The sequence below is a fragment of the Amycolatopsis xylanica genome (genome assembly GCF_900107045.1).
GTDB classification, from domain to species: Bacteria; Actinomycetota; Actinomycetes; order Mycobacteriales; family Pseudonocardiaceae; genus Amycolatopsis; species Amycolatopsis xylanica.
Genome location: NZ_FNON01000002.1, coordinates 334,772 through 361,176, shown reverse-complemented (window position 1 = coordinate 361,176; position 26,405 = coordinate 334,772). Strand labels below are relative to the sequence as shown.

The following is a 26,405-nucleotide window of genomic DNA, read 5'->3' as shown; positions in this document are numbered from 1 at the left end:
CCGTCGAAGCCCGAAAGCCACTTTCGTCAGGTCCTATCTGACGAAAGTGGCTTTCGGGCTATCACACCTGACGAACGCCCCTTTCGGGCTTCGGCAACGCGAGCTGGGCCCTAAAGTCACTTTCGGGCGTTATTTCGTCGGGTCTGGGGGTGGTCAGGGGGTGGGGTTGTCGGTGCAGCGGGTGCCGGGGGCTGGGAGGGTGCGGTTCACCAGGTAGGCGGTGATGGCCGCGCGGGCGCAGGCGCTGTGGCCCTGGCCCGAGTGGCCTTCGCCGACGAAGGTGAGGAGGCGGGCGTTGTCCAGCGTGCGGGCGAGGGTGACGGCGTCGCGGTATGGGGTGTCGGGGTCGCCCGTGGTGCCGACCACCAGGATCGGGGCCGAGCCGGGTGCGTTCCACGGACCGGGGTAGCGGCTGGCGCGCTGAGCGGTCCAGCGCTGGCAGGCGTTGGCGTGTGAGTGGTCGTAGCCGGGCGGGCCGTAGGCGGCGATTGGGCCGAGGCGCGGGCCCACCGCGGCCGCCAGCGCCAGGCGGGCGCGCAGCTCGAAGCGTCCAGCCGGGTAGACGCGGTCGGCGCATTCCACCGCGACGTTGGCCGCGAAGAAGCTCGACGAGTCGCTCAGGGGCAGTAGCAGGTCCCCAGTGCGCGACCTCGCCGCTTCCTGCAGCTGCGCGGCCAGTGTGCGCCACGCCGAGGTGCCGCCGTTGAGTTCGAAGATCATGCTGTACGCCAAAACCGAGCCGTTCGCGAGGACCTTGCCGTCGGGGTCGCGGACCGGATCGCGATCCAAAGAACGGACAAGGCGGTCGAACGCGCCGTGCGGGTCGCCGTCGCCGAACGGGCAAGAAGCGTCGCGAGCGCACCAGTCCAGCATCCGGTTGAGCGCGCCTTCGATCTCGACGTACTGCCAGAAGTCGTAGCTGTACGGCCGGTTCGCGTAAGCCTCGGGGTCGTAGGCGCCGTCCAACGCCATCACGCGGATGCGCTTGGGGAACAGGTTGGCGTACACCGTGCCGATGAACGTGCCGAACGAGACGCCGAAGTAGTTGAACTTCTCCTCGCCGAGCGCCACCCGGATCTGGTCCATGTCGCGGGCGACGGACTCGGTGCCGATGTACGGCAGCATGTCCCCGCTGCGTGCCTGGCAGGCCGCGTTGAACTGGGCCGCGAATGCCTGGCCGCGGTCGAAGGTCAACGGCCGCGCGTCCTCGAAGCCCCGCCGGGTCTCTTCGTCGGTCAGGCACCGCACCTGCCCGCTCGCGCCGACCCCGCGCGGGTCGAAGCCGACCACGTCGAAGCGTGCGGCGAGTTCGGGGAACCGGGGCAGCAGGCGCTTGGCGAAGCGGAGCCCGGAGCCGCCCGGTCCGCCGGGGTTGACCAGCAGCGCGCCGACGCGGTGCGCGTGATCGGTCGCCCGGTGCCGGTTCACCGCGAGCGGGATGGTGCCCAGCGCGGGGTTCCGGTAGTCACGCGGCACTTGCAGCGTCGCGCATTCGAAGCCGTCGCCGCAGTCGGTCCACGACGTGGTCGTCGCGGCCCAGGCGGGCAAGCCGGAGGTGAGGACGAGTAACGCGGTCAGCACCGCGAGACAGCGGCGGAGAAACATGATTACCCCCATCAAAGGGGGTCACCGGCTCGCGCCGGTGACCCCGGTCAGGTCAATGGCCCAGCGAGACGTGCAGGAACTGCGCGTTGGTGTCGTCGGGGATGTTGTTCTTGTCGCCACCGTTGGAGGTGGTGATCCACAGTCCGCAGTCGGGGCTGGGCTCGACGGTGCGGACGCGGCCGAACTTCCCGTGGAAGTAGGCCACCGGGGTGCTGGTGGTGTCGCCGTCGATCTTCATGACCCACAACGCCTCACCACGCAGCGCGGACATATAGATGGTGTCGTGCACGATCGCGATGCCGCTCGGCGACGCGTCGGCGACCTTCCAGGTCCGCACAGGCGCCTTGAACGCCGGGTTCGCGCAGTCGCCGACGGTGCCTTCGCAAGCGGGCCACCCGTAGTTGCCGCCCTTTTCGATCAGGTTCAGCTCGTCGAGGATGCTGTTGCCGAACTCAGACTCCCACAGCCTGCCGTGTGAGTCGAACGCGAGACCTTCGAGGTTGCGGTGGCCCATGCTCCAGACGTAGCGGGCGTTGCCCCCGTTGGCGTAGAAGGGATTGTCGGCCGCCGGTGAGCCGTCCGGGTTCAGCCGGAGGATCTTTCCGTTGAGCGAGTTGACATCCTGCGCGTTCGCGGAGGTCTGGCCGTCGCCGACCGAGGCGTAGAGCTTGTCGTCGGGGCCGAAGCGCAGCCTGCCGCCGTTGTGGAACTTGTTCTTCACGATCCCGGAGAGCAGTACCTGCTCGGAGGCGAGATCCAGCGCGCCGTGCTCGTACTTGATCCGCACGATCCGGTTGTCGGTCTCGGAGGTGTGATACAGGTAAACCCAGTGGTCCCAACGGAAATGCGGCGAAAGCTCGAGCCCGAGCAACCCGCCCTCGCCGTTGGTGCCGACGACGCCGGGCACCTTGCCCGCGAGGGTCTTGGCCTTGCCGTCACGCGAAAGGCGGTTGACGGTCTGAGCGTCGCGGTCGCCATAGAGCGCCGAGCCGTCCGGCAGGAACGCGAGGCCCCACGGCACGTCGGTCTCGGGCGCGATCGTGGTGACCTGGCCGACGGAGTCGTGGCCGCGGCGGGTGGTGGCGGTGACGGGCGCGCTGTCCGGGGAGAGGTTCTTCGCGGCGTCCATGGCGCGGACGGTGAACGTCTGCGCGGTTTTCGGGGCCAGTCCGTCGATCGAGCCGCTCGTGCCGGTGAACCAGCCGACGAGCGTGGTGCCCGTATAGACGTTGTACCGCTGCACGGCCACATCGTCGGTGGACGCGGTCCAGCTCAGCGCGACGCTGTTCGCCGAGACCTTGGTGACCTGCACGCCTGTCGGCGTGCTCGGTGGGGTGGTGTCGGCCGCGAACGCCTCGGCCGGGGTGAGCACACCCAGCGCGAGCGGTATGGCACAGACCATTGCCCAGGTTCTTTTCATGAACATCCGCCTTCGTCGAGACAACAGGGGCGACGGCGGAGTCGGCTAAGGCTAGCAAGACTCGTGCGCGTTGCGGGCGGTTCTAACCGCCCGCAACGCGCACGAGCCCCTTTTACGGGGTCGGCTTCAACGGACCCGGGTAGAGGTACTCGGGCGCCGGCTTGGCCGGGGTGTAGAACCAGGCGTCGAAGAAGCCCTTGAGGTTCTGGTGCGCGACCTTCTCCACGTACTTCTGGAACTCGGGGAAGCTCGCGTTCCCGTCACGGTGCAGCGACGGCCAGGTCTTCAGCACCTTGGCGAACGCCTCTTCGCCGATCGTGCGGCGCAGCGCGTGCAGCGCCAGCGGGCCCTTGCTGTAGACGGCCGTGAACTCGCGTCCAGGGCCCATGTCGTACAGCTTGTTGCCCGGCGAGTTCCAGAACGCGTCGGTGGCGTTCTTGACGTTCGTCTGATAGCGCGCGTCGAGGTTGACGTTGTCCTTCGCCTCGGACCACAGCCACGTCGCGTAGGACGCGAAGCACTCGTTGAGGCAGACGTCCTTCCACAGGTCGACCGCGACCGAGTCGCCGTACCACTGGTGCGCGTTCTCGTGCACGATCGTGCTCACGTTGCCCGCACGGCCCGAGTAGATCGGGCGGCTCATCGTCTCCAGCGAGAAGCCGATGGGCTCGGCCAGGAAGATGCCGCCCGCCGCGTCGATCGGGTACTCGCCGAACTTCGACGACAGGAACTCGATGATCTCCGGCAGGCGCGCCTCGGCGGCCTTCGTCGTGGCGGGCGTGCCCGGCGCGTACGAGTTGAGGATCGGCGTGCCGTCCGGCAGCTTGCCGCGCTCGAACTCCCACTTGTCGATGGCGACCGTGGTCATGTACGGCACCGTCGGGGTGTCCTCGGCCCAGTACGTGGTCGTGGTGCCCTTCGGCGAGGTGCGCTTGCCGCGCTCCTTGCCGACCGAGATGACTTCCCACTCACTCGGCACGGTCATCGCCAGGTGGAAGGTCGCCTTGTCGCGCGGGGTGTCGTTGACCGGGTACCAGGTGCTGGCCGACTTCGGCTCGCCTGCCGCGAACGCGCCGCCGTTCTTCGCGAACTGCCAGCCGTTGAGGCCGAGCAGCGGGTCGTTGATGGCCTCCGGCACGCCGTGGTACTTGACCTCGGCGAAGAACGGCAGGCCACGCCACAGGGTGAGCCGCGGCGTGATGGTCAGCTCGTCACCCGCGCGGCTGAACTTCGCGGTGAGGCCGTTGACCTTGACCGAGTCCACGGTCAGGCCGTGGAGGTCGAGGTTGAACGAGCTCAGCGACTCGGTCGCGCGCGCGGCGATCTTCGCGGTGCCGGTCAGCTGCTTGGTCGCGGGCACGTAGTCGACGTCGAGGTCGTAGTCGGCGACGTCGTAACCGCCGTTGCCGTCCTTCGGGTAGTAGCTGTCGCCAGCCCCGTCACTACCCGGCTTTCCCCCACCCCAGCCGGCGTTGGCCACGCCGGTGCCGAGGCTCACGCACGCCAGTACGGCGGCGAACACCGTCGTCCGGCGACGCCAGCGATTCGGACTAGTCATGAACTCTCCTCGTGTGACTCAATGTGAGCGGAACCTATCCCCTCGGGCCGCCGAAAGCGCCGGAATTACCCCGTTCATCGCAAAAGTCCCCACTTAGGTCGGCCCTTACGGGCACGCGCGGACCGGCCGTCTGGAAAGCTGGGTTCGTGCAGGTGATACTGCTCGGCCCGGTGCGGCTGGAGGCGGCGGACGGCACCCCGCTCGACATCGGCGGGGTGCGGCTGCGCATGCTGCTGGCCAGGCTCGCGCTGGCCGCGGGCAAGCCGGTGACCAGTGAGGCGCTCACGGACGGCCTATGGGGTTCCGAGCTGCCGTCGGACACCGCGAACGCGTTGCAGTCACTGGTTTCCCGGCTCCGCAAGGTGGTCGGGACCGGTATCGAGTCGACTACGGGTGGTTACCGGCTCGACTTGCCCGCCGAGAAGGTCGACGCGCACCGCTTCGAGACGCTCGCGGCGCGCGGCAAGCGCGAACTCGGCGCCGGGCGCGCCTCCGAGGCCGCCGCGATCCTCACCGAGGCGCTCGGGCTGTGGCGTGGCGATGCGCTCGCGGACGTCGCCGACGCGCCGTTCGCGCGTGCGCCGATCACCAGGCTGACCGAGCTGCGCGACACCGCGACCGAGGACCTCTTCGACGCGCGGCTCCAGCTCGGCGCGCACGCCGAGATACTCGCCGACCTCGAAACGGCCAGCGCGGCGCACCCGCTGCGCGAGCGGCTGGCCGGGCTGCGGATGCGTGCGCTGTCTTCGGCGGGCAGGCAGTCCGAAGCGCTGGCCGTCTACGAGACGCTGCGCGCCACGCTGGCGGACGAACTCGGCGTCGACCCGTCGGCGGAGCTGCAGCGGACCCATCTCGCGGTGCTGCGCGGTGAGGTCACCGCGCCGGTGAAAGCCGCCGATCACCTGCCGACCCGGCTGACCAGCTTCGTCGGCCGCGAGGACGAGCTCAAGCTGCTCACCGAGCTGCTCTCGGGCAGCAGGCTGGTGACGCTCGTCGGGCCGGGTGGCGCGGGCAAGACCAGGCTGGCGACCGAAACCGTCGCCAAGCACCCGGCGAACGCGCGCGGCCGTGTCTGGTTCGCGCCGCTGGCCGGTGTCCGCGATCCCGCTGACGTTCCCGACGCCGTGCTCGCCGCGCTCGGGCTCTGGGACATCCGCATCGCCACGGAGACGCGGAAGCCGCCGATGGACCCGGCCAAGCGCATCGTCGAGGCGCTCAGCGGCGGGGAGTGCGTGCTGGTGCTGGACAACTGCGAGCACCTGATCGACGCCGCCGCGCGGTTCGTCGATCACCTGCTCGGCCGGGTTCCCGGGCTGCGGATCCTGGCCACCAGCAGGGAACCGCTGGCGATCGAGGGTGAGACGCTGTGCTCGCTCGGTCCGCTGGCGGTGCCGGGTGAACGGCTCACGGTCGCGGAGGCGACCGAGCTGAGCGCGGTCCGGCTGTTCGTCGACCGCGCACGATCTGTGCGGCCCGGCTTCGAACTCACCGAGTCCACTGTGGACGCTGTGGCCGAAATCTGCCGCAGACTGGACGGGATGCCGCTGGCACTGGAACTGGCCGCCGCGCGGCTGCGGTCGATGACCGTCGACCAGATCGCGCAGCGCCTCGACGATCGGTTCCGCCTGCTCACTTCCGGCAGCAGGGCGGCGCTGCCCCGGCAGCGCACGCTGCGCGCCGTCGTCGAGTGGAGCTGGGATCTGCTCGACGACGCTGAGCGAGCGCTCGCGCGCAGGCTCAGCCTGTTCGGCGCCGGTGCGGGGCTCGCGGCGATCGAGGCGGTCTGCGCGGGCGGGAACCTGCTCGCCGACGACTGCGTGTACGTCGTCGGGTCACTGGTCGAGAAGTCCATTGTGGACGCTTACGTTGCCGACAACGGCGATCCGCGGTACCGGATGCTGGAGACCATCAGGGCTTACGCGGGCGAGCGGCTCGCGGAGGCGGATGAGGTCGAGGAGACCTGGTCGCGGTTCACCGGCTATTACGCCGCGCTGGCCTGCGAGATCGAGCCGAAAGTCAGGACGGCAGACCAGCTGTCCGCCATCGCCGTCTACGACGTCGAGCAGGACAACATCATGGCGGCGCTGCGCTACGCCATCGATGCCGAAGACGCGCTGCGCGCGTGCGACTTGTCCGTCTCGGTGTTCTGGTTCTGGATACTGCGCGGCCACAACGAGCGGGCGCTGGCGACCATGGTGGAGCTGCTGCCGTTGCGCGACGGCATGCCGCGTGACGCGGCCGCCGCCATCAGCGCCTTCCACGCGATGAACCTGAGCATTCCGATCGTGCCCGACGGCCTCGACGTGCGCGCGGTCATCGACGAGTGCGTCGAAAGCAATGCGTACCAACGGTTCCCGGGGCTGAGCATCGCGCTGCCGATGCTCGCGTTCTTCACCCACGATCTCGATCTGGCGATGCGCGAGGTCAGGCGCTCGCTCGCCAGCGACGATCTGTGGGCGCGCGGGGCGGGGCATTGGATGGAGAGCTTCATCCTCAACGACCGGGGCGATGTCGAGGGCGGCAATCGCGCGCAGGCCAAGGCGCTGGAGATCTTCCAGTCGGTCGGTGACCGGTGGGGCTCCGCGATGACGCTCGGCATGCGTGCCGAGGCGCTGTCACAGGCGGGCGATGGCGCCGCCGCGATCGAGGTCTACGAGCAGGGCCTGGAACTGGCGCTCGAGCTCAACTCCGACGACGACATCATCCAGCAGCGCTGGCGGCTCGGGCTGGAACGTGCTCGCGCCGGTGACCACGATGGTGCCTGGCGCGAGGTCCGCGCCGCGGAGGTGATCGCCCAGCGCAGCGGGAACACGCAGCTGAACCTGATGGCGTCGTTCGGCAAGGCCGAGCTGCTGCTGATGACGCGCGACCTGGACGCGGTACGCGCGGAGATCCAGCGTTTCCGGGAAGTCGAGTCGCTGCTGCCGTTTCCCGGTGAGATCGGCGAGGAGTGGCTGGCCGCGCTGGAAGCTCGCGTGGCGGTGCTCGAAGAGGATTGGCCCGTTGTCGCGGACCGGCTTCGCACGGTCACGCGGTCGACGGTCGCCCGCCATGACATGCCGGATCTCGCGAGGGCCGTCGAAGTGCTCGCACAGCTCCGCTTCGGCCAGTCCGACGCCGCGACCGCCGCGACCGCGCTCGGGGTGAGCGAAGTGGTCCGCGGCCGGTTCGACCACGGCAACCCGGAGCTGCGCGCCCTGGTGCCGCGCCTCGAAGAAGCGCTCGGCGCACCCGAGTACGCCGAGCGCTACCGCCTCGGCGCCGCACTGTCCAAACCGGACGCAATGGCCTGGGCCCTCCGCGAAACCGGCGCCTAACCCCCCGGTTTTAGCCCGAAAGCCACTTTCGTCAGATGCGATCTGACGAAAGTGGCTTTCGGGGTATAGCACCTGACGAAAGTGGCTTTCGGGGTTTGGCTAGACGCGGCGGCGGTAGGCCCACATCGCCAGGGGGAAGAAGACCGCGATCAGGCCTGCCATCCAGCCGAACGCGCCGAGCAGCGGCCCGGCGAACTCGCCGCCGTTCATCAGCCCGCGCCCGGCGTTCGCCATCAGGCTCACCGGGCTGATCTCCGCCCAGGCTCGCAGCCAGCCTGGCATCGTGTCGGCAGGGGCGAACACGTCGCTGCCGAACGTCAGCGGCATGAGGAACACGAACATCACGCCCTGCACCGCGCCGGGCGTCTTCATCAGCATGCCGACGAACACCGAGATCCAGCAGGTGCAGAGGCCGAACACGAGCAGCAGCGCGATCGTGAACAACAGCGACGCGAAGTCGGTCTGCAAGCGGTAACCCATGATCGTCGCGACGACCAGCAGCACGGCCATGCACACCACGTAGCGGACCAGGTCGGCCAACACCGCGCCGATCAGCGGCGCCGACCTGGCGATCGGCATGCTGCGGAAGCGGTCGAACAGGCCCTTGCTGACGTCGGTGTTCAGTGAGACGCCGATGGTCATGCTGGCCTGCAGGATGTTCATCGCCATCACGCCGGGCACGGCACGCTGCAGGTAGGCGCCGATGTCGCCGTTCGCGATCGCGCCGCCGAAGATGTAGACGAACATGACGAGGAAGGTGATCGGCATCAGCGTGACGTCGATCAGCTGCTCCGGGTTCTTGCGGATCTTGAGAACTCCGCGCCAGGCAAGGGAAATCCCGTCCTGGAGCGCCCGGCCGGGGCTGAGGCGCAACGGCGCCGGTGCGGTCATCGTGGTCATACCAGGCTCTTTTCGGGTTCGGCCTCGGCGGGCTTCCCGGTCAGTGCCAGGAAGACTTCGTCGAGACTGGGCAGGCGCAGCGCGAGCTCGTCGGCGGTGATGCCGGCGTCGTCGAGCCGCCTGACCAAAGTGGACAGCAGAACGGGGTCGGACACGGGCGCGGTCAGCAGCCCGGTGTCCTCGTTGCGGACCGGCAGCACGCCGGTCAGCTCGGCGAGGATCCGGCCGACGGCGTCGATGTCGGCGAGCGAGCTCGGCCGCACCTGCAGCGTCTGGCCGCCGACGCGGCGCTTGAGCTCGTCGGCACGGCCGTCCGCGACCACGCGGCCGTGGTCGAACACGGTGATGCTGTCGGCCAGCTGGTCGGCCTCTTCGAGGTACTGCGTGGTCAGCAGCACCGTCGAGCCGTCGGCGACCAGACGCCGCACGACCGCCCACACCTCGTTGCGCGCGTGCGGGTCGAGACCGGTGGTCGGCTCGTCGAGGAACAGCACGGCTGGCCGCCCGACCAGGCTCGCGGCCAGGTCGATCCGCCGCCGCATGCCCCCGGAGTAGGTCTTGACCGCGCGCGACGCCGCGTCGGTCAGCTCGAACTGCTCGAGCAACTCGACCGCGCGCGCCTTCGCGTCCCCCCGCGACAGCTGCAGCAAACGGCCGATGAGCACCAGGTTCTCGGTGCCGGACAGGTCCTCGTCGACCGAGGCGTACTGCCCGGTCAGCCCGATCATCCGCCGGACCCGCACGGGGTCCTTGACGACATCGAAGCCGCCGACCGTGGCATGCCCGGCCTCGGGCTTGAGCAACGTCGCGAGGATACGGACGGCCGTGGTCTTGCCGGCGCCGTTCGGCCCGAGCACCCCCACCACCTTGCCCTCCGGGACCTCCAGGTCGACCCCCGCCAGCGCCTTCGTGGCGCCGAATTCCTTCACCAGGCCTTCCGCCCGGATCGCATGAGACATCGTGTGTCCTCCCTTTCACCGGATGCCAGCTTGGGCGGCGGACCTGGCACCGGCCGCACAGCGCGCTGGCAGAAAACCGGCGGCGCTGACAGGTCCTGTCAGGCACGATGCGCGGATGGGACTCGAAGATGACCCGTTCGAGTGGCGGGCGACGAAGAACGGCCAGGTCATGGTGGCCAGAGGCGGCCGGACGGTGACCGTGCTGCGCGGCAAGGCCGCGGCCGCGTTGCTCGGCAAGCTGACCGTCGCCGACGACGAGGGTGTCCAGCAGCTACTGGCCCGCGCGACCGGGCATTACCGGCACGTCTGAGTTGGGCAGATCTCGTGTAGGTCCTGTGTAGACCGGACCTGACCGGCGCGAACTCGGCAAACTGGGATCGTGCAGGTAGTTGAGAAACCCCGTGTCCGCGCGTCGGTGGTCGTGCTGTGGCTCGCGCTCTTCCCGTTCGCCGCGCTCACCGGGCTGCGCCTGCTCGGGATCGACGGCCCGAAGCCGACCATCGCGGCGATCGCGCTGACGCCCTACGCGACCGTCTGCGCGGCCTTGCTCGCGGCACTCTGCCTGGTGTTGCGGCAATGGCGGGTCGGCGCGGCCGCGGTGGTGGTGGCGCTGGCGTTGACCTCGATGGTGCTGCCGCGTGCCTTCGCCAACGAGCAGCCCGCGGTGTCCGGTCCGACCCTGCGGGTGATGGCGTCGAACCTGCTCGTCGGTGAAGCCGACCCGGCCGAGGTCGTCCGCCTGGTCCGCGCCCAGCACGTCGACGTGCTGAACCTCGTCGAGCTGCCGACTTCGGCGGTCGCCCGCCTCGACCAGGCCGGGCTGGCGGAGATCCTGCCGTTCCGCGTGGTCCACCCGAGCCGTGGCGCGGCCGGTAGCGGGATCTTCTCGCGCTATCCGCTCACCGAGATCCCGCTGACGCGCAAGCAGCCGATGGCCTCGCTGACCGTCGACGACCGGGTGGTCGAGATCGTCGCGGCGCACCCGGCGGCGCCGATGTGGGAGGCGGACGTCTGGGCCACGGAGTTCGCCGACCTGCCGCCCGCCGGACCTGGCCTGCGGATCATCGCGGGTGACCTGAACGCGACCCTGGACCACTTCAAGCTCCGCAACCTGCTGGCCACGGGCTACCACGACGCGGCCAACGAGGTCGGTTCCGGCTTCGACCCCACGTGGCCGTCCGCGAGCTTCCCGCCGCTGGTGACCATCGACCACGTACTGGCCGACCAGCGCGTCGCCGTCCGTGCGTACCAGGTCTTCGACATGCCGGGGAGCGACCACCGCGCCGTCTACGCCGAGCTGGCCCTGCCCTGACCCTCGGCCGACGAAAGCCCGAAAGTGACTTTCGTCAGATGCGATCTGACGAAAGTGGCTTTCGGGCTATCGGACCTGACGAACGCCCCTTTCGGGGTTCGCTTGGCCCAAAGGCGACTTTCGGGCCCTGCGAGGGTTTTTGGGGCGTCAGGGTGAGGTGAGCAGGGCGTTGATCGCTGTCAGGGTTTCTAGGGCGCCTGAGGCGAGGGAGATGCCGCGGTCGTGGCGGATGCTGGGTTCGCGGGGGTTGACGCGGATGAGGGCGCCGGTGGCCGCGCTGGCGAGTTCGGCGTAGCGGCGGACCGTGGGGACCGCTTGGCCCGCGCCGAGTTCGATGACCACGAGGTCGCGCTGGGCGCGTCGCCACGAAGTCAGGCCGGACATCTGGGCGTCGGTGCGGGCGGATTCCCAGCTGTAGTCGTCGAACATCAGGATGTTCGGCCGGGCGAGCCCGCCACACGAGTGGCACGACGGCAGCTCCGAGACCGCGCGCATCGTCTCGGGATCGACGGACACCGAGACCGAAGCTGGCCAGATGCCCGAGCCGCACTGGTCGACGCACTGCAGGTGATGGATCGAGCCATGCGCCTCGACCACCTGGGAGTAGCCCGCGCGTTGAAACTGTCCGTCTACATTGGACGTGAAGGCCCAGACGCCGCCCGGTGTCGCGGCACCCCACTCAAGCAGCAGCCGGAAGCCCTCGTGTGGCACCGTCTCGCGGTACAGCTCGAGACGGTGCCCGTAGAAACCCCAAGCCAGCGAAGGGTCCACCGCGAAATGCCGCGGGTTCGCCAACGTCACGAACTCGAGGCCGAGCTCGGCGTACGGCGGGTACGCCTGCCAAAAGCCTTTGTCGCCGCGGAAATCCGGCAGGCCGGAGTCGACGCCCATGCCCGCGCCCGCGCACACCAGGAGCGCGCCCGCCGAAGAGATCAGCTTGGCCGCGCGTTCGAGCTCAGTCACCAGAGAGCGGGACGACCTCGAACTCCAGCAGGTTCGCGCCGCTGGCCACCGGCTTGGCGCGCTCGCCGGCGTGCGCCTCGACCGCGGGGCCGTTGCGCCACGCCTGGAAGTGCTCCTCGGTCTCCCACTTCGTGTAGACGAAGTACCGGTTCTCGCCCGCGACCGGGCGCAGCAACTCGAAACCGAGGAAACCGGGCTGCGTGTCGACGGCGTGCTTGCGCGCCGCGAACCGCTTCTCCAGCTCGGGGCCGGCGCCTTCGGGAACTTCGATCGCGTTGATCTTCACTACTGCCATGGCCTCCACCCTACTGGCCAATCCATGTGACCCGTGCCACTCTCGAAGCATGGGGGACGACCACGAATTCGCGATGGATCTGCATCGCATCATCAAGGCAACGGCCGACGCGGTGGCGGGCGGCGGCGCGTCGAACGAGCTGGTGGAGAAGGTCACGACGCATCTCGGCATCCCGCTTTCCCAGGTCGTGCTCGTCGGCCGCAACGGGCCGCAGTGGGAGCACGCCTCGGTGCAGGCCGGTGTCGACGCGTATCTCGAGCGGCACGGCGCGGGCGAGTGGTTCGGCATCGTCGGCGGGCAGCGAGCGCACGAAGAGCTGATCAGCATGCTGGTGCAGGCGCGCCGCAGCGGCACGTTCGAGCTGGGCGCGGTCGACTACGCCACCGTCGCCACCGGGCCGGAGGACGCCACCGAGGTGATCCAGCTCGGCCTGGTGCCCGCGACCGCGGCGGACGGCACGCCGGTGATCATCGGGATCCGCGGTGCGAACGCCATGTTCGGCCAGGAGGTCTGCCGATTCGAGGTGCTGGCGGGTTCCCGCGAGGTCGCCGCGGGCGTGCGCGAGGAGATCGAGCGGCTGATGGACGCGCACAACGTGCTGCGCGGGCAGGTGCTCGCGTTCGGCACCAACGAACACCGCGGCAACGAGCTGCTGAGCTTCATGCCGCGACCCGAACTTTCCGATGACGAGGTCATTCTTGCCGAGGGCGTTCTCGAAGCGATCGAGCGGCATACGGTCGGCATCGACGCGAGCGGCGAGCGGCTGCTCGCCGCCGGGCAGCACCTCAAACGCGGCCTGCTGCTGCACGGTCCCGCTGGCACCGGCAAGACCCACACGGTCCGCTACCTGATGGGCAGGCTGCCCGAGAGCACGGTCATCGTGCTGACCGGGATGGCCATGCGCTGGATTTCGAAGGCGGCGGAACTCGCCAGGCGGCTCCAGCCGAGCATCGTGGTGCTGGAGGACGTCGACCTCATCGCACAGGAACGCGTCTATGGACCGGCAGGCGCCAACCCGCTGCTGTTCATGCTCCTCGACGCGATGGACGGCATCGGGCGCGACGCGAACGTCACCTTCGTGCTCACCACCAACCGCGCCGACGAACTGGAGCGCGCGCTGACGGACCGGCCTGGCCGGGTCGATCTCGCCGTCGAGATCCCCAAACCGGACGCCGACGGCAGGCTGCGACTGCTCGAGCTCTACGGCCGCGGCATCGAGCTGACCGCCGATCTGGCGCCGATCGTCGAGTCGACCGAGGGCGTGACGGCGTCGTACATCAAGGAACTGCTGCGCCGCGCCGTGCTGAAGGCGATCGCGGACGACCCGGACGGCGGCGCGGTGACCGTCGGCAGCGAGACGCTGACGGCCGCGCTGGCCGAGATGCAGGGTGAGCACAACACCCTGACCAGGGCCTTGCTGGGCTCGGGTGAATCGGGTGAATCTCAGCCGCGCAGCTTCCCCGGGTAGAGGTCGGCGTCGGCGGGCACCTTGTCGGAGTGGAACCAGGTGTCGAAGAACGTGTTGAGCTTCGTGCCCGCGAGGTTGCTGGTGAACAGCTCGAAGTCGTTCCACGACGCGTTGCCGTTCTTGAACTGCTGCGGCCAGCCGGTCAGCAGCCGGTTGAAGACGTCTTCGCCGAGCTTCCGCCGCAACGCGTGCATGGCGAGGATGCCCTTGTCGTAGACGCCTTCGAACTCGTGGCCCGTGCCCGCGCCGGTCAGCCGATGCGACCAGAACTCCGCGCTCTTCCCGGTGATCTCCAGCGCCGCGCGGTAGCGGGCGTCGAGGTCGTCGCCGCTGCGCTCCTGCCACAGCCACTGCGCGTACGAGGCGAAGCATTCGTTGAGGCAGACGTCGGACCAGGAGCGCACCGAGACCGTGTCGCCGAACCACTGATGGGCGTTCTCGTGCACGATCGTGCCGAGATCGGCCCACTTCGCGTAGGTCGGCCGGGTCTGCGTCTCCAGCGAGAAGTGGATGTCCTCGTTGACGAAGATGCCGCCCGCCGCGCTCTGCGGGTACGCGCCGAACTTGGTCTTGAGGAAGTCCAGCACCTCGGGGAGCTTGTTCTCGATGTCGCGTTTCGACTCGGTGCCGGGCGCGTACGCGTTGATGACCGGGGTGCCGTCCGGCAGTGTGGCGCGGTCGACCGTGAACTTGTCGACGGCGATCGTGGTCAGGTAGCTCGCGATCGGGTTCGGCTCCGTCCAGGTGGTGGTCGACCAGCCGCCCACCGACTTCGGCGGTGTGTCGCGGCCGTTCGAGATCACGGTCCAGCCGTCCGGCACCCGGGCGGTGAGGCGGAACGTCGCCTTGTCGAGCGGGGTTTCGTTGACCGGGTACCAGAACGCGGCCGAATGCGGCTCACCGACGACGTAGGCGCCGCCGGAGGTCGACTTGAGCCAGCCGCCGTCGCCGAGCGCGGCCGTCGCGGCCTGCGTCGGCTTGCCCGAGTAGATGACCCTGGTCCGGTAGACGGTGCCCGAGCGGATCGGCTCGGCGGGCGTGATGACGAGCTCGAACTCGCCCTCGCGGGCGAACTGGGCGGGCTTGTCGTCGATCTGGACGGAGGCGACCTCCAGGCCGCGCAGGTCGAGGTTGAACCGGCTGAGGTCCTGGGTGGCGCGCGCGGTGACCGTGGTGTCGCCGTCGAGGTGGCTCGTCGCCGGGTCGAAACCGATGCCGACCTGGTAGTCGAGCGCGTCGTAGCCGCCGTTGCCGTCGTTCGGGTAGGCCTCGTCGCCCGCTCCCGGCGCGCCCGGCTTGGGATCCATCGGCGCCGGTGGCGGCTTCGCGAGCATGGGCGGGGCCTGGGTGTCGGCACTGCAGCCGATAATCGTGACGGCGATCAGCGCGAGCATGATCGTCGGGGTTCGGCGGCGGCGCATGAAAGCGAGTCTAGGTGATCCAGCGCGACGGTTTGGTTACGTTCGGCGGTCAAGGGCGGCCGATCGTCCTGCTGCACGGGCTGATGGGCCGCGCCCGCACCTGGTCACGGGTGGCGCGCTGGCTCGAACCGTACGGCCAGGTTTTCGGTCTCGACGCGGCCGGTCACGGGCGCGGCTCACGCAGTGGCCCGTGGGAGACCGAGCGGTTCGCGGACGACGTCGCGGCGCTCGTGCGCTCGCTCGACGCCGGGCCCGCCGTGGTGATCGGACACTCGATGGGCGGACTGCACGCGTGGGCGTTCGCGGCGAGGTACCCGTCGCTGGCGCTCGCGGTGGTGAGCGAGGACTTCGCGCCGGATCAGCGCGGGCGGACGGTCGACCCGTGGAAGGCGCATTTCGAGTCCTGGCCGGTGCCGTTCGGCTCGCTCGACGAGGTGCGCGCGTACTTCGGCTCGCTGGGCGACTACTTCGCCGACTGCTTCGAGGAGCGAGCCGACGGCTATCACCTGATCGCGGAACTGCCCACGCTGTACGAGATCGCGGCCGAATGGGGCCGCCGCGACTACTGGTCCATTGTGGACTCGATCAAGTGCCCGCTGCTGGTCATCGAGGGTGAGCACACGTTGATGCCGCCCGGCCAGCAGGCCGAGGCCGCCGCGCGGGCGGCTGACGGGCGGCACCTGGTGGTCGCGGGCGCCGGCCACGTCGTCCACGAAGACGCCCCGTGGGAGTACCGGGGCGCCGTCGAGGCCTTCCTCAGCGAGGTCCTAGCTCGTTGAGACCGGCGCCGAAACCCCGAAAGTGACTTTCGTCAGATGCGATCTGACGAAAGTCACTTTCGGGGTTTCATCGGCTGGTGGCGAGCTGGGCTTTGAGGGCGTGCGGATCGGTGGTGAGCAACGGCCAGAGGTCGGCGCCGAGGAACCCTGACTCGTCGGTGTTCGCACTCGCGTAGCAGGTCGCGGACGGCACGCCGCGCGCGGCGGCGAACGACCGCACGGCGTCCTTTGTGGACGGGCCGAATACGCCATCCGTCGGCACGTTGTAACCCTTGTCGCGCAGAAGCCGTTGCGCGACAAGGACTCGCTGACCCGTGGCGCCCGGCTTGAGCAACGGCCACTCGGTGGTCGCGCTTCGCCTGGCCGCGTAGCCGAGCAGCCGGGACACCTCGTCGCGCAGCTCCGGCAGCCGGTCGTAGAGCACCTGGCCGGGGCACTCGGTCGAGTTGAAGTCGCGGTGGCCCTTGATGAACTCGGGGTCGATCGCGTACTGCTGCGCCATGTAGGCGACCAGCTGCACCAGCGAGTTCCACAGCGCGCCCGGAACGTCTTCAGTGCTGTAGAGGCCCTCGTTCTCGATGCCGATGCACTCGCTGTTGTGGTTCCCGACGTTGGCGCCCTGCACGTGTTTCGTGCCGCCGCGCAGGACTTCGAGGCTGCGGTGGCGGCCTTCCATCACGTAGCCGCCGCGGCTGTTGGTGAACTGCTGGCCGGTGTCGATCCAGCCGCGGGTGTCCATGTGGAAGTTCTGGATCGCCCGCGCTGCCCAAAACGCGTGCGCCTTCGAGTAGTCGTCGACGTTGCCGGGGTCGACGGTGTGGTGCACGACGATGTAGGTGGGCCGATGATTCTCGACGGTGATCGGCGCGGCGGGCGGTCGCGCGCTCCACTCGGTGCAGGTGTAGATACGGGGCGACGGGATCGCGTGCGCGACTCCGGTGCCGAGGATGCCGGACGCGCCGACGGCCGTGGCGGCCAGTCCGCTTTTGAGCAGGGTGCGGCGATCAACCATTTCGAACTCCCTCGCCGGGATGCAGGTGCGAGGAAGGTAACCCCGGTCACACCTCTTCGACAACTACCAACAGACTTTTGGCCTAACGCGTTAGTGTTCGCCGGGCAGTGCGAACAGCCCGTCGCGGGTCTGCTCGAGCAGCCCGTCGACCAAAAGCGAGTCGAGGCAGCGGGACCGTTGCCCGGCATCGTGCCAAACCAGGTCGAGTTTCGCCTGTTCAACGGGGCCCTCGGTGCCGCGGAGCACGTCGAGCAGCAGCCCGCGCACCTGGCGGTCGGTGCCTGCGAACTTCTGCACGGCCTTCGCCGGGCCCGCGTAGGCGGGTCGCCCGGCCTTCTGCCACGCGCAGTCCGCGTATAACGGACAATCGGCGCACCGCTGCGACTTCGCCGTGCAGATCAACGCACCGAGCTCCATGAGCGCGGCGGAGAACTTCGCGGCAGGCGCGTCCTGGGCGGGCAGGAACTTTTCGACGTCCGCCATGTCGCGGGTGTTGGACGGCGGCCCGGCGTCACCGGCACCGTGCACGGCGCGCGCGACGACCCGCCGCACGTTGGTGTCGACGACCGGCGCCCGCTTGCCGTAGGCGAAAGCCACGATCGCGCGCGCGGTGTAGGCGCCGATACCCGGCAGCGCGAGCAGAGTGTCCACATCGGACGGAACGACGTCGCCGTGCTTCTCGGCGATCTCGGCAGCGGCGGCGTGCAGCCTGAGCGCGCGCCTCGGGTAGCCGAGCTTGCCCCAGGCCCTGACGACCTCGCCTTGGCTCTCGGCCGCGAGCGCCGAGGGGACCGGCCACCGCTTGAGCCACTCTTGCCAGATCGGCAGCACCCGCGCGACCGGCGTCTGCTGCAACATGATCTCGCTGACCAGCACGCCCCAGCCGGTGCACTCCGGCTCACGCCAGGGCAGGTCCCGCCCATGCTCGTCGAACCAGTCGATCAAAACCTCTGCCCGCACCAGCGGCACTCTACCGATGCCCGAAAGTGACGTTCGTCAGATGCCATAGCCCGAAAGCCACTTTCGTCAGATGAGACCTGACGAAAGTGGCTTTCGGGCTAAAACGAGGTGGTTACTCGACCTCGGTCAGCTTGCCCGTGAAGACGTCGTACACGAAGCCGCGCACGTTGTCGGTGTGCGGGAGGAAGTCGCTGCGGCGGACGCGCTGCACGGAGCGGCGGACGCTGTCGTCGACCTCGCGGAAGGCTTCGATCGACCAGGTCGGCCGGACCCCGCCCGCCTCCTCGAGCTCGTCCTTGAACGAGTCCTCGGTGACGAGCGAAAGGCCGCAGTTCGTGTGCTGCACGATCAGCACCTCGCGCGTGCCCAGTTTGCGCTGCGAAAGAGCGAGCGAACGGATCATGTCGTCGGTGACCACGCCGCCGGCGTTGCGGAGGACGTGCGACTCACCTTGGAGCAGGCCGAACATCTCGAACACCCTGATGCGCGCGTCCATGCACGTCAGGATCGCGACGTGGAGCGAGGGCTGCGGTGACGAACGGTCACCCTTGCGGTCGTCGCCCAGGTCGTCGTGTCGCTTGAGCAGTACGTCGATGGAGGTCAATCTGGTCCCACCCTTCGGCGTTCGCGGCTGTTCACCTATTGGAACTGGTGAACAGCCCTCCGGGCAACGCCGTTAGGGGTTCAGTTGACCAACATCACGGGCCGAACCAGCGTTCCTCGGCGGTCCTAGGGGGTCCGGACGTCCGGCCGACGCGGAGTTCGGTCGGCAGGGTGATGATCTTGGGTGTCACCCGTTCGGACGCGCCGAGCAGCAGTTTCCCGGCAGCCTTGCCCTTCTCGAGCACCGGCTGGTGGACGGTGGTGAGGCCGATCCGCTCCGCCTCGGCGATGCCGTCGAAGCCGGTGACCGTCAGATCGCCGGGAACGTGCAGCCCGCGCCGCTCCGCCTCGGCGAGCGCGCCGAGCGCGAGGATGTCCGAGGTGCAGATCAGCGCCGTGACCTGGGGATTGGCGTCGAGCAGCTGCCGCGCGGCCGAAGCGCCCTCGTCGACGGTGTGGTCGAAGCGCTCGACCACGGGCACGTTCGCCCAGTCGACGCCGGCCAGTGAGAACGCCGCCGCCAGCGCCTCCAGGCGCAGCCGCTGGACGTGGAAGTGCGCGTTGCTCTGCCGCTCCAGCGTCACGAAGCCGTCGTTGCGCTCGCGCGCGAGCCGCATGCAGAGCACGCCGATCTGGCGATGGCCCAGCTCGACGAGGTGATTCGCGATGTTGGCGACCGCCGCCGCGTCGTCGGGGCCGACCCGGTCGACGCCGTCGATGCGCGGCTGGTCGATGATCACCGTCGGCACCGGCCGCTGCAGCACGGCCGCGAGATGCGGATCGTCGTCCGGCACCGAGTAGACGACGAACCCGTCGACGCCAGCGCGATGCACCGCGGCGACGTCCTCGTGGCCGGGGCTGGCCGGCACGAGATGCAGGCCGACGCCCGCGTCCTCGCAGGCCAGCGCCAGTCCCTCGAGCACGCCGACGGCGGCCGGGTCGCGGAACGCGTACGACAGGTTCTCGGTGAGCAGCAGCCCGACCGCTCCGGCCTTGCGGGTGCGCAGTGACCTGGCGACCGGGTCCGGGCCTGGATAGCCGAGGCGGCGCGCTGTCTCCAGCACGCGCCTGCGCAGCTCCGGTGAGAGCTGGTCAGGCCGGTTGTAGGCGTTGGACACGGTGGTTCTGGACACGCCGAGTTCGGCGGCCAGCGACGCCAGTGTCGCCTGCCTCCTTGTGCGAATAGGACGGCCCATCCGGAAACCGTAACGGTTCAGAAGGTATTCGGTGAAGAGACACGACACGTGTGCGATGTCTCGATTAGGTCGTGACCGTCAGTGCCGCTGGTCACCTCGGTTTGCGTTCGAACCCCACGATCGGGGTAAAGTGAATCTGACAACGATTTCCATTAACGATACGGTGCGTGTCCGAACGTGCCGCGAGTGTGTCCCACGAGGAGTACTTCGATGACTTCCCGACGCGCGAGGGTGTTCGCCGCCGCTGCCGTGTCCGTGCTGGCCCTGGCCACGGCGGCGTGTTCCGGCGACAGTGGCGCGTCCGGCCAGGCGGGCGGCGACAAGATCAAGGCGCTCGCCTCGATCGACGTCTGGGGCGCCGTGGTGAGCGCGGTCGGCGGCGACAAGGTGGCCGTCACCTCGATCATCCACGACCCCTCCGCCGACCCGCACTCCTACGAGACGACACCGGCGGACAGCCTCGCCGCGCAGCAGTCGAAGCTGACCATCGGCAACGGCGGCGGCTACGACGACTTCTTCGGCAACCTCTCCAAGCAGGCCGCCGGCGACGCCAAGAAGCTGACCGCGTACGAGATCGCCGCGACCGGCGACGAGAACGAGCACGTCTGGTACAGCCTGCCGACCGTCAAGAAGGTCGCCGACCAGGTCGCGGCCGCGCTCGGCGAGGTCCAGCCGGCCTCGAAGCAGGTCTTCGCCGACAACGCCGCCGCGTTCAAGGCCAAGGTCGACGACCTGGAGAAGAAGGTCACCGGCGCGGGCGCCGCCCACCCGGACAGCAAGGTCGCCGCGACCGAGCCCGTCGCGCACTACCTGCTCGAAAGCGCCAAGGTCACCGATGCGACGCCCGAGGAGTTCTCGAAGGCCGTCGAGGCGGAGCAGGACGTGCCCGCGGCCGCCGTCGCGGAGGTCAAGGCGCTGGTCAGCGACAAGAAGGTCAAGGCGCTCATCAACAACGTCCAGACGGTCACCCCGACCACCGAGCAGGTCGTCGGGGCCGCCAAGACCGCCGGTGTGCCGGTCGTCGACGTGTCCGAAACGCTGCCCGGCGGTGTGACGGACTACATTGCCTGGATGAGCAAGCAGGTCGACGCGCTGGTGGGAGCACTGAACGGCTGATGTCAGCGGTACTGCAAGAGGCCAGGCCCGCGGTCGACGTCCGCGGGGCCAGCCTCGCGTTCGGCAGGCGGACGCTCTGGTCGGGCCTGGACCTGACGGTCGAGCCCGGTGAGTTCCTCGCGGTCCTCGGGCCGAACGGGTCCGGCAAGACGAGTTTCCTCAAGGTCCTGCTGGGCCTGCAGCAGCTCTCGGGCGGCCAGGTCACGCTCGCCGGGCACAAGCCGGGCGGGGTGAACTCCAAGGTCGGCTACATCCCGCAGCAGCGCGCCATGGACGAGGGCCTGACGCTGCGCGGCACCGATCTGGTCGGCCTCGGCCTCGACGGGCACCGCTGGGGGACCGGCCTGCGCACGCGCGCCGAGCGCCGCCGCAAGGTCGGCGCCGCCATCGAGTCGGTCGGCGCCACCCGGTATGCGAACGAGCCGGTCGGCAAGCTGTCCGGCGGCGAGCAGCAACGGCTTCGGGTCGCGCAGGCCCTGGTCGGCGACCCCGAAGTGCTGCTCTGCGACGAGCCGTTGCTGTCGCTCGACCTCGCGCACCAGCGCGCCGTCAGCGACTTGATCGACGCCCGGCGTCGCAGCGCGAACACCGCCGTGTTGTTCGTGACCCACGAGATCAACCCCATCTTGTCCTATGTGGACAGGGTGCTCTACCTGGTCAACGGCCAGTTCCGGATCGGCAAGCCGGACGAGGTGATGAGCTCCGAGACGTTGTCGGAGCTGTACGGCACGAAGATCCAGGTGCTCAAGGTCGGCGGCCAGATCCACATCGCGGGCGCGCACAGCTCGCTGTGTGAGGACGAGCCACACCATCACGAAGAAGCGATGAGCGAGTGAACGAGCTTTTCGATTTCAGCAAGACGGCTCAGCTTCTCGGGCTCGACAGCGTGCAGACGGCACTGCTCGCCGCCGCCGTGCTCGGCCTGGTCGCGGGCCTGCTCGGGCCGCTGATCGTGATGCGCCGGATGTCCTTCGCCGTGCACGGCACCGCCGAACTCGCCTTCACCGGCGCGGCTGGCGCGCTGCTGCTGGGCGTCGGCGTCGAGTACGGCGCGCTGGCCGGAGCCATCGTCGCCGCGCTGCTGCTGGGGATTCTCGGCGGCCGCGAGTCGGAGCGCGACTCGGTGATCGGCGTGATCCTGTCGTTCGGGCTCGGCCTCGGCGTGCTGCTGCTGTCGTTCTACAAAGGACGGTCCGCGAACAAGTTCGGGATCTTGACCGGCCAGATCATCACCATCGACTCGACCAACCTGGTCGCGCTGGTCGGCGGCTCGGTGCTGGTGCTGCTCGTGCTCGCGCTGGTCTACCGGCCGCTGCTGTTCGCCAGCGTCGACCGCAACGTCGCCATCGCGCGCGGCGTCCCGGTGCGGGCGCTGACCATGATCTTCGCCGTGCTGGTCGGCATCTCGACCGCGCTGAGCGTGCAGGTGGTCGGCTCACTGCTGGTCGTCGCGCTGATGGTGACGCCGGCCGCGGCCGCCGCGCGGGTGACCGCCAGCCCGTGGAAGGCCACGGTGCTCGCGGTGATCTTCGCCGAGGTCGCCGCGCTGGGCGGCATCGTGCTTTCGCTCGCGCCCGGCAAGCCGGTGAGCGCGTTCGTCACGACCATCTCGTTCGTGATCTACCTGGTCTGCCGGGTCGTCGCGGCGCGGCGGGACCGGGTCACTAGCCGATCGGATGCTCTTCCAGCTTTGCCCGCACTGCGTTGAGGAACCCGTCCTCGATGAAGGTCAGCTGACCGGCCGAGACACTGCGCTCCACCGCCTCGACGACCACCACCTCGGCGTTGACGAACTCGTCGATCGCCTGCTCCTGCGTGGTCTTCGAGGTGTAGTGCGCGAGCATGGTCAGGTTGGTGAAGCCGCCGGGCAGGTACCGCGAAGACGCCTTGGTGAACGAGTCGCCGTAGATCAGCGTCCGCTTGTCGATCGTGCCGACCAGCGGGCTGGTCTTGCGGTAGACCGGCTTGTCGATGTCGCCGTTGGACAGGCCGCCGCGGTCGACCGCGCCGTCCGGTTTGAGCGTGTACTCCTGCAGCGTCTTGACCTCGTTGCGGCCGAGCAGCGGCGGCAGGTCGGCGTTGACGTCGTACATCCGGGTCGGCGTGCTGACCCAGGTCTGGGTCACGCCGGGCTGGACCGCGTTGGCGACGTCGCGCGCCATCACGAGCGCGCCCTCGTCGGTCCAGTGCGTGTCGTTCGGCGGATAGATCGGGCGGCCGACGCGGCCCTCGGACTTCTTGAGCTCCGGCCGCAGGTCGAGCGCGCCCGCCGCGAGGAACTGCGCCCAGTCCGCCTCCTGCTTGGGCTGCGAGCAGTCCTTGTCCGGATAGCTGGCGGGCAGCTTCTGCGGGACCATCGTCGTCTTGTCCGGCGCGATGACGAACACGAACTTGCGCCCGGAGCTCTCGACGGCCTGGCGAAGCGTGTTGATGCGGCTCAGCGTGTCGGCCAGCGGGCGGCTCGGCGCGCACTTGGCCTCGGCGTCGTAGCCGTAGTACAGCCAGCCGTCGACACCCTGCACGACCCGGCGATACCCGGCCTGGCTGTTCGGGCTGCCCTGCGGTGACGGCGCGTTCTTCGGCGTCGAGGGCGTCGCGCCGGGGATCGGGCCCGCGACGGGCGGCGGCGCCTGATCGAGCGGGGCGCCTTCGCCGAACAGGCCGCGGCTGATGCCGTCGGCCGCGGAGATCGCACCGCTGCGGAAGGACAGCTGGTCGGTGGCCCAGCCGGGCAGGCCAGTGAAGAACTTCCAGCCGTCACCGAGGCTGGGGAAGCTCGCGAGCTTGTGGTTCTCGATCTCGGTCGGGCGGACGCCGACGATCCACAGCAGGGTCGGGGTCACGAAGAACATCAGCGCGCAGACCAGCGCGGTCATCTGCCGTCCGCCGTGCCGCGGCCGGTGCAGGGCGTGCTCACGGGGGAGCCACGCCTCGTGGACGGCAGGCAGCTGCTGAGGTTCGGATGCCACGCCTCCACGGTAACGGGGCGATCAGTGCAGCATGAGCAGAACCTGCAGTTCGCCGACCAGGAACCCGATGAACCCGCCGACCGCGATGAGCTTCCACTCGTCCTGGCGGAACGCGGGCCGCAGCAGGCCCTCGTACTGCAGCGGGGTCAGCCGCAGCATCCGGTACTCGACCATCTGCGCGACGTCCATCGCCTGCGTGAGATAGCCCTCGGCCTGCCGGACTGTGGCCGGGAACGACTCGACGGCCCGGCGCGCGGCCGCGGCCTTCATCTCCCGCAGCCGCTGCCCGCCGATCGCGAGCGCGACGAGCGGCTTGGCGACGCTGGCCTGCTCGTCGACGGCCTTGGCGACCGTGCGCTGGACCATGGCGAGCAGCCGGTCCGAGCGCGGTCCGGTCAGCACGGCCTCCATCAGGTTCGGCACGGTCAGCACCTCGTGCGCGATGATCTCGCCGTACTGCCTGGCGACCTCGGCCTTGCGCTTCTGGAACTTGCCCTGGAAGGTCAGCGGGCCGAGCCGGATCGGGTCGCGCGGCACGAAGATCAGCTTGATCGCCAGCCAGTCGGTGAACAGCCCGACCAGCGCGCCGAAGATCGGCAGCACCAGCGGTTCCTTGGTAACTGCCCAGGTGATCGCCTGGACGATGCCGAGCGTGAAGCCGAAGACGATGCCCGCGCGCGCGATGAAGCCCATCTCCGGCCGCGAGGTCTCGCGGATGAGCTTCACGAGCAGTTTCTTGTCGCGCGTGAGCGTCTGGACGGTCATGTGCTTGACGTCGAGCACCTCGTCGAGGTTCTCGCGCAGCTCGTCCATCAGCTCGCGCACCAGCCGTGGCGTCGACGCCTGGACCTGCTTGATCAGCAGCTCCTGCGCCATCGACGGCATGACCTCCCACATCCGGGGGTGATACTCCTCGAGCACGCCACGCGCGATGTCGTCGACCGCCTTGAGCAGCGGCTGCTCGATCTGGCGCGTGATGAGGTCGGGATCGATCCTGTCGAAGATCTCTTTGAGGTCGAGCAGGTTGGTGGTCAGCAGATCGGTGGCGACCGCCGCCATCCGCCCGCCGTGCTTGGGCACCACGCCCTGCCAGCCCAGTAATGGCTTGATACCAACGAATTCGATCGGCCGGAACATCATCTCGATGGCGACGCGCTTGGTCACGTAGCCGATCAGCGCGGCGACGAACGGGATGGCCGCGTACAGCGCCCAGTGCTGCTCGAGGTCGTTCAGCACGGCGTTCACTCGGGGAACCCTAGTGGTGAGTCGCCGGTGGGATAAAGCGGGCTTTATCCCGGAAAAGCGCCGGGATAAAGCCCGCTTTATCCTCAGTGCAGCAGGAGCAGGACTTGGAGCTCGCCCACGAGCCCGCCGATGATCGCGCCGACCGCGATCAGCTTCCATTCGTCCTGCCGGAACGCCGGCCGCAGCAGCTGCTCGAACTCGAGCGCGGTCAGCCTGCGCATGCGGTCCACGATCGTGTTGCGGACGTCGAGCGCGTTGATCGCGTAGTCCTCGGCGTGGCGGATGGTCTCGGGCACCCGTTCGGCGGCCTTGGTGGCCGCGGTCTGCTTCATCTCCTGGAACTTGCGGGTGCCGACGGCGACCGCGACGAACGGCTTCACGATGCTCGCCTGCTGGTCGATCGTCTTCTGGACCTCGCGGGTGATCAGCTGGAAGAGCCGGTCCGACTTCGGGCCCTTGAGCACGGCCTCGATCAGGTTCGGGATGGTGATGATCTCGCGCGCGATCATGTCGCCGTAGTCGGCGGCGACCTGGTCCCGGCGCTTCTGGAAGACGCCTTGCCAGGTGTAGAAGCCGAAGAACGTGCGCGGCTCACGCGGCAGGAAGATCATCTTGAGCGCGAGCCAGTCGGTGAGCCAGCCGATCAGGAAGCCGAACAGCGGCAGCACGATCGGTGACTTCGTGACCGCCCAGATGATCAGCTGCACACAGCCGAGCACGAAACCGAAGAAGATTCCGGATTTCGCGATGAACCGCATCTCCGGCCGGGAGATGTCTCGGATCAGCCGGTTCAGCAAGGCCTTGTCGCGCACCAGGTTCTCGACGACCATGTGCTGCAGGTCGAGCACGTCCTCGATGTTGTCGGCGATCTCGCGCATGATCTTGGCGATCGCGCGCGGCGCCTCGGCCTGCACTCGCTTGAGCAGCAGCGCCTGCGCGGTGTTCGGCAGCACTTCCCACAACCTGGGCTGGTACTGCTCCATCACCTCGCGCGTGACGTCCTCGACCACGCGCAGCAGTGGCTGTTCGATCTCGCGCGCGACCTGCTCCGGGTCGAGCCTGGCGAAGATCTCCTTGGGATCGACGAGATTGTGCGTGAGCATCTCGGTCGCCGTGCTCGCCATCCGGCGCGCGTTGGCGGGCAATACGCCCTGCCATCCCAGGAATGGCTTGATACCAACGAATTCGAGCGGCTTGAACATCATCTCGATGGCGACGCGCTTGGTCACGTAGCCGATCAGCGCGGCGATGAACGGCATGGTGACGTACACCTGCCAGTGTTCGCCGAGGCTCGCGAGTCCGTTCAC

General features: G+C 68.8%; 23 protein-coding genes. 8 read left to right on the top strand and 15 right to left on the bottom strand.

Annotated elements, in window-relative coordinates:
• Nucleotides 1–153: 153 nt before the first annotated feature.
• From BLV57_RS09340 to BLV57_RS09330, 3 genes are all read right to left on the bottom strand, one after another.
• The gene (locus BLV57_RS09340; protein WP_176968554.1) at nt 154–1,605 is read right to left on the bottom strand and encodes an alpha/beta hydrolase; all 1,452 of its coding nucleotides are present in this window, start codon (nt 1,603–1,605) and stop codon (nt 154–156) included.
• Between the two features lie 52 nt (nt 1,606–1,657).
• Nucleotides 1,658–3,007, bottom strand: coding sequence for a PQQ-dependent sugar dehydrogenase (locus tag BLV57_RS09335; RefSeq protein WP_176968553.1), 1,350 nt, complete (start codon nt 3,005–3,007; stop codon nt 1,658–1,660).
• A gap of 130 nt (nt 3,008–3,137) precedes the next feature.
• Nucleotides 3,138–4,583: a M1 family metallopeptidase gene (locus BLV57_RS09330; RefSeq protein ID WP_091288244.1), complete on the bottom strand. Its 1,446-nt coding sequence runs from the start codon at nt 4,581–4,583 to the stop codon at nt 3,138–3,140.
• A 146-nt stretch (nt 4,584–4,729) separates the two neighbouring features.
• Between BLV57_RS09330 and BLV57_RS09325 the strand changes: the two genes are divergently transcribed.
• Nucleotides 4,730–7,900 (top strand): AfsR/SARP family transcriptional regulator, encoded by a 3,171-nt coding sequence (locus BLV57_RS09325; RefSeq protein WP_091288243.1) that lies wholly within the window; start codon nt 4,730–4,732, stop codon nt 7,898–7,900.
• Nucleotides 7,901–7,999: 99 nt separating this feature from the next.
• Here the strand turns inward: BLV57_RS09325 and BLV57_RS09320 are convergent, their stop codons facing one another.
• On the bottom strand, nt 8,000–8,800 hold the full coding sequence (locus BLV57_RS09320; protein WP_091288242.1) for an ABC transporter permease: 801 nt from the start codon (nt 8,798–8,800) through the stop codon (nt 8,000–8,002).
• Nucleotides 8,797–9,759: an ATP-binding cassette domain-containing protein gene (locus BLV57_RS09315; RefSeq protein ID WP_091288241.1), complete on the bottom strand. Its 963-nt coding sequence runs from the start codon at nt 9,757–9,759 to the stop codon at nt 8,797–8,799. The genes BLV57_RS09320 and BLV57_RS09315 overlap by 4 nt, the downstream gene beginning before the upstream one ends.
• Before the next feature lie 115 nt (nt 9,760–9,874).
• On the opposite strand from BLV57_RS09315, the gene BLV57_RS09310 reads away from it, so the two are divergent.
• The gene (locus BLV57_RS09310; RefSeq protein WP_091288240.1) at nt 9,875–10,069 is read left to right on the top strand and encodes a hypothetical protein; all 195 of its coding nucleotides are present in this window, start codon (nt 9,875–9,877) and stop codon (nt 10,067–10,069) included.
• 69 nt (nt 10,070–10,138) lie between these two features.
• A complete protein-coding gene (locus BLV57_RS09305; RefSeq protein ID WP_245757236.1) occupies nt 10,139–11,071 on the top strand; it encodes an endonuclease/exonuclease/phosphatase family protein in 933 nt (310 codons plus the stop codon).
• A 147-nt stretch (nt 11,072–11,218) separates the two neighbouring features.
• Here BLV57_RS09305 and BLV57_RS09300 read toward each other — a convergent pair whose 3' ends face one another.
• Both BLV57_RS09300 and BLV57_RS09295 read right to left on the bottom strand, forming a co-directional pair.
• Entirely contained in the window at nt 11,219–12,034 is an 816-nt protein-coding gene (locus tag BLV57_RS09300; protein WP_245757235.1) for an SIR2 family NAD-dependent protein deacylase, read from the bottom strand.
• The gene (locus BLV57_RS09295; RefSeq protein ID WP_091288239.1) at nt 12,027–12,329 is read right to left on the bottom strand and encodes an antibiotic biosynthesis monooxygenase family protein; all 303 of its coding nucleotides are present in this window, start codon (nt 12,327–12,329) and stop codon (nt 12,027–12,029) included. Before BLV57_RS09295 ends, BLV57_RS09300 begins: the two co-directional genes overlap by 8 nt.
• 49 nt (nt 12,330–12,378) lie before the next feature.
• On the opposite strand from BLV57_RS09295, the gene BLV57_RS09290 reads away from it, so the two are divergent.
• Nucleotides 12,379–13,797 (top strand): AAA family ATPase, encoded by a 1,419-nt coding sequence (locus BLV57_RS09290; RefSeq protein ID WP_091288238.1) that lies wholly within the window; start codon nt 12,379–12,381, stop codon nt 13,795–13,797.
• Here the strand turns inward: BLV57_RS09290 and BLV57_RS09285 are convergent.
• Complete coding sequence (locus tag BLV57_RS09285; RefSeq protein WP_091288237.1) at nt 13,773–15,218, bottom strand: M1 family metallopeptidase; 1,446 nt, start codon at nt 15,216–15,218, stop codon at nt 13,773–13,775. The genes BLV57_RS09290 and BLV57_RS09285 overlap by 25 nt on opposite strands.
• A gap of 14 nt (nt 15,219–15,232) precedes the next feature.
• Here BLV57_RS09285 and BLV57_RS09280 point away from each other — a divergent pair, with 14 nt between their 5' ends.
• On the top strand, nt 15,233–15,997 hold the full coding sequence (locus BLV57_RS09280; RefSeq protein ID WP_281244400.1) for an alpha/beta fold hydrolase: 765 nt from the start codon (nt 15,233–15,235) through the stop codon (nt 15,995–15,997).
• A gap of 67 nt (nt 15,998–16,064) precedes the next feature.
• Here BLV57_RS09280 and BLV57_RS09275 read toward each other — a convergent pair whose 3' ends face one another.
• The 4 genes from BLV57_RS09275 to BLV57_RS09260 all read right to left on the bottom strand — a co-directional run bounded on the left by BLV57_RS09275 (nt 16,065) and on the right by BLV57_RS09260 (nt 19,768).
• On the bottom strand, nt 16,065–17,009 hold the full coding sequence (locus tag BLV57_RS09275; RefSeq protein ID WP_091288236.1) for a peptidoglycan recognition protein family protein: 945 nt from the start codon (nt 17,007–17,009) through the stop codon (nt 16,065–16,067).
• Between the two features lie 90 nt (nt 17,010–17,099).
• A complete protein-coding gene (locus tag BLV57_RS09270; protein WP_091289045.1) occupies nt 17,100–17,969 on the bottom strand; it encodes an HhH-GPD family protein in 870 nt (289 codons plus the stop codon).
• Between the two features lie 112 nt (nt 17,970–18,081).
• Entirely contained in the window at nt 18,082–18,573 is a 492-nt protein-coding gene (locus BLV57_RS09265; protein ID WP_091288235.1) for a beta-class carbonic anhydrase, read from the bottom strand.
• Between the two features lie 94 nt (nt 18,574–18,667).
• The gene (locus tag BLV57_RS09260; protein WP_091289044.1) at nt 18,668–19,768 is read right to left on the bottom strand and encodes a LacI family DNA-binding transcriptional regulator; all 1,101 of its coding nucleotides are present in this window, start codon (nt 19,766–19,768) and stop codon (nt 18,668–18,670) included.
• 210 nt (nt 19,769–19,978) lie between these two features.
• Here BLV57_RS09260 and BLV57_RS09255 point away from each other — a divergent pair, with 210 nt between their 5' ends.
• Genes BLV57_RS09255 through BLV57_RS09245 form a run of 3 tightly spaced genes read left to right on the top strand, consistent with a single transcriptional unit; the run spans nt 19,979 to nt 22,592 of the window.
• Nucleotides 19,979–20,884 carry a metal ABC transporter solute-binding protein, Zn/Mn family gene (locus BLV57_RS09255; RefSeq protein ID WP_091288234.1) on the top strand — a complete coding sequence of 302 codons (906 nt, stop codon included), beginning with the start codon at nt 19,979–19,981 and terminating at the stop codon, nt 20,882–20,884.
• Complete coding sequence (locus BLV57_RS09250; RefSeq protein ID WP_091288233.1) at nt 20,884–21,720, top strand: metal ABC transporter ATP-binding protein; 837 nt, start codon at nt 20,884–20,886, stop codon at nt 21,718–21,720. The genes BLV57_RS09255 and BLV57_RS09250 overlap by 1 nt, the downstream gene beginning before the upstream one ends.
• Nucleotides 21,717–22,592 (top strand): metal ABC transporter permease, encoded by an 876-nt coding sequence (locus tag BLV57_RS09245; protein WP_091288232.1) that lies wholly within the window; start codon nt 21,717–21,719, stop codon nt 22,590–22,592. The genes BLV57_RS09250 and BLV57_RS09245 overlap by 4 nt, the downstream gene beginning before the upstream one ends.
• Here BLV57_RS09245 and BLV57_RS09240 read toward each other — a convergent pair.
• From BLV57_RS09240 to BLV57_RS09230, 3 genes are all read right to left on the bottom strand, one after another.
• On the bottom strand, nt 22,549–23,853 hold the full coding sequence (locus tag BLV57_RS09240; protein WP_091288231.1) for an alginate O-acetyltransferase AlgX-related protein: 1,305 nt from the start codon (nt 23,851–23,853) through the stop codon (nt 22,549–22,551). The genes BLV57_RS09245 and BLV57_RS09240 overlap by 44 nt on opposite strands.
• Before the next feature lie 21 nt (nt 23,854–23,874).
• Nucleotides 23,875–25,098 carry a DUF445 domain-containing protein gene (locus BLV57_RS09235; protein WP_091288230.1) on the bottom strand — a complete coding sequence of 408 codons (1,224 nt, stop codon included), beginning with the start codon at nt 25,096–25,098 and terminating at the stop codon, nt 23,875–23,877.
• An 83-nt stretch (nt 25,099–25,181) separates the two neighbouring features.
• Nucleotides 25,182–26,357, bottom strand: coding sequence for a DUF445 domain-containing protein (locus BLV57_RS09230; RefSeq protein WP_176968594.1), 1,176 nt, complete (start codon nt 26,355–26,357; stop codon nt 25,182–25,184).
• Between the last annotated feature and the right edge of the window lie 48 nt (nt 26,358–26,405).

Coding starts and splice junctions, on each gene's coding strand:
- BLV57_RS09290 (WP_091288238.1), top strand. CDS start 12,379: ATGGGGGACGACCACGAATTCGCGATGGATCTGCATCGCATCATCAAG.
- BLV57_RS09275 (WP_091288236.1), bottom strand. CDS start 17,009: ATGGTTGATCGCCGCACCCTGCTCAAAAGCGGACTGGCCGCCACGGCC.
- BLV57_RS09315 (WP_091288241.1), bottom strand. CDS start 9,759: ATGTCTCATGCGATCCGGGCGGAAGGCCTGGTGAAGGAATTCGGCGCC.
- BLV57_RS09230 (WP_176968594.1), bottom strand. CDS start 26,357: ATGCCGTTCATCGCCGCGCTGATCGGCTACGTGACCAAGCGCGTCGCC.
- BLV57_RS09260 (WP_091289044.1), bottom strand. CDS start 19,768: ATGGGCCGTCCTATTCGCACAAGGAGGCAGGCGACACTGGCGTCGCTG.
- BLV57_RS09255 (WP_091288234.1), top strand. CDS start 19,979: ATGACTTCCCGACGCGCGAGGGTGTTCGCCGCCGCTGCCGTGTCCGTG.
- BLV57_RS09250 (WP_091288233.1), top strand. CDS start 20,884: ATGTCAGCGGTACTGCAAGAGGCCAGGCCCGCGGTCGACGTCCGCGGG.
- BLV57_RS09310 (WP_091288240.1), top strand. CDS start 9,875: ATGGGACTCGAAGATGACCCGTTCGAGTGGCGGGCGACGAAGAACGGC.
- BLV57_RS09295 (WP_091288239.1), bottom strand. CDS start 12,329: ATGGCAGTAGTGAAGATCAACGCGATCGAAGTTCCCGAAGGCGCCGGC.
- BLV57_RS09335 (WP_176968553.1), bottom strand. CDS start 3,007: ATGGTCTGTGCCATACCGCTCGCGCTGGGTGTGCTCACCCCGGCCGAG.
- BLV57_RS09320 (WP_091288242.1), bottom strand. CDS start 8,800: ATGACCACGATGACCGCACCGGCGCCGTTGCGCCTCAGCCCCGGCCGG.
- BLV57_RS09340 (WP_176968554.1), bottom strand. CDS start 1,605: ATGTTTCTCCGCCGCTGTCTCGCGGTGCTGACCGCGTTACTCGTCCTC.
- BLV57_RS09330 (WP_091288244.1), bottom strand. CDS start 4,583: ATGACTAGTCCGAATCGCTGGCGTCGCCGGACGACGGTGTTCGCCGCC.
- BLV57_RS09285 (WP_091288237.1), bottom strand. CDS start 15,218: ATGCGCCGCCGCCGAACCCCGACGATCATGCTCGCGCTGATCGCCGTC.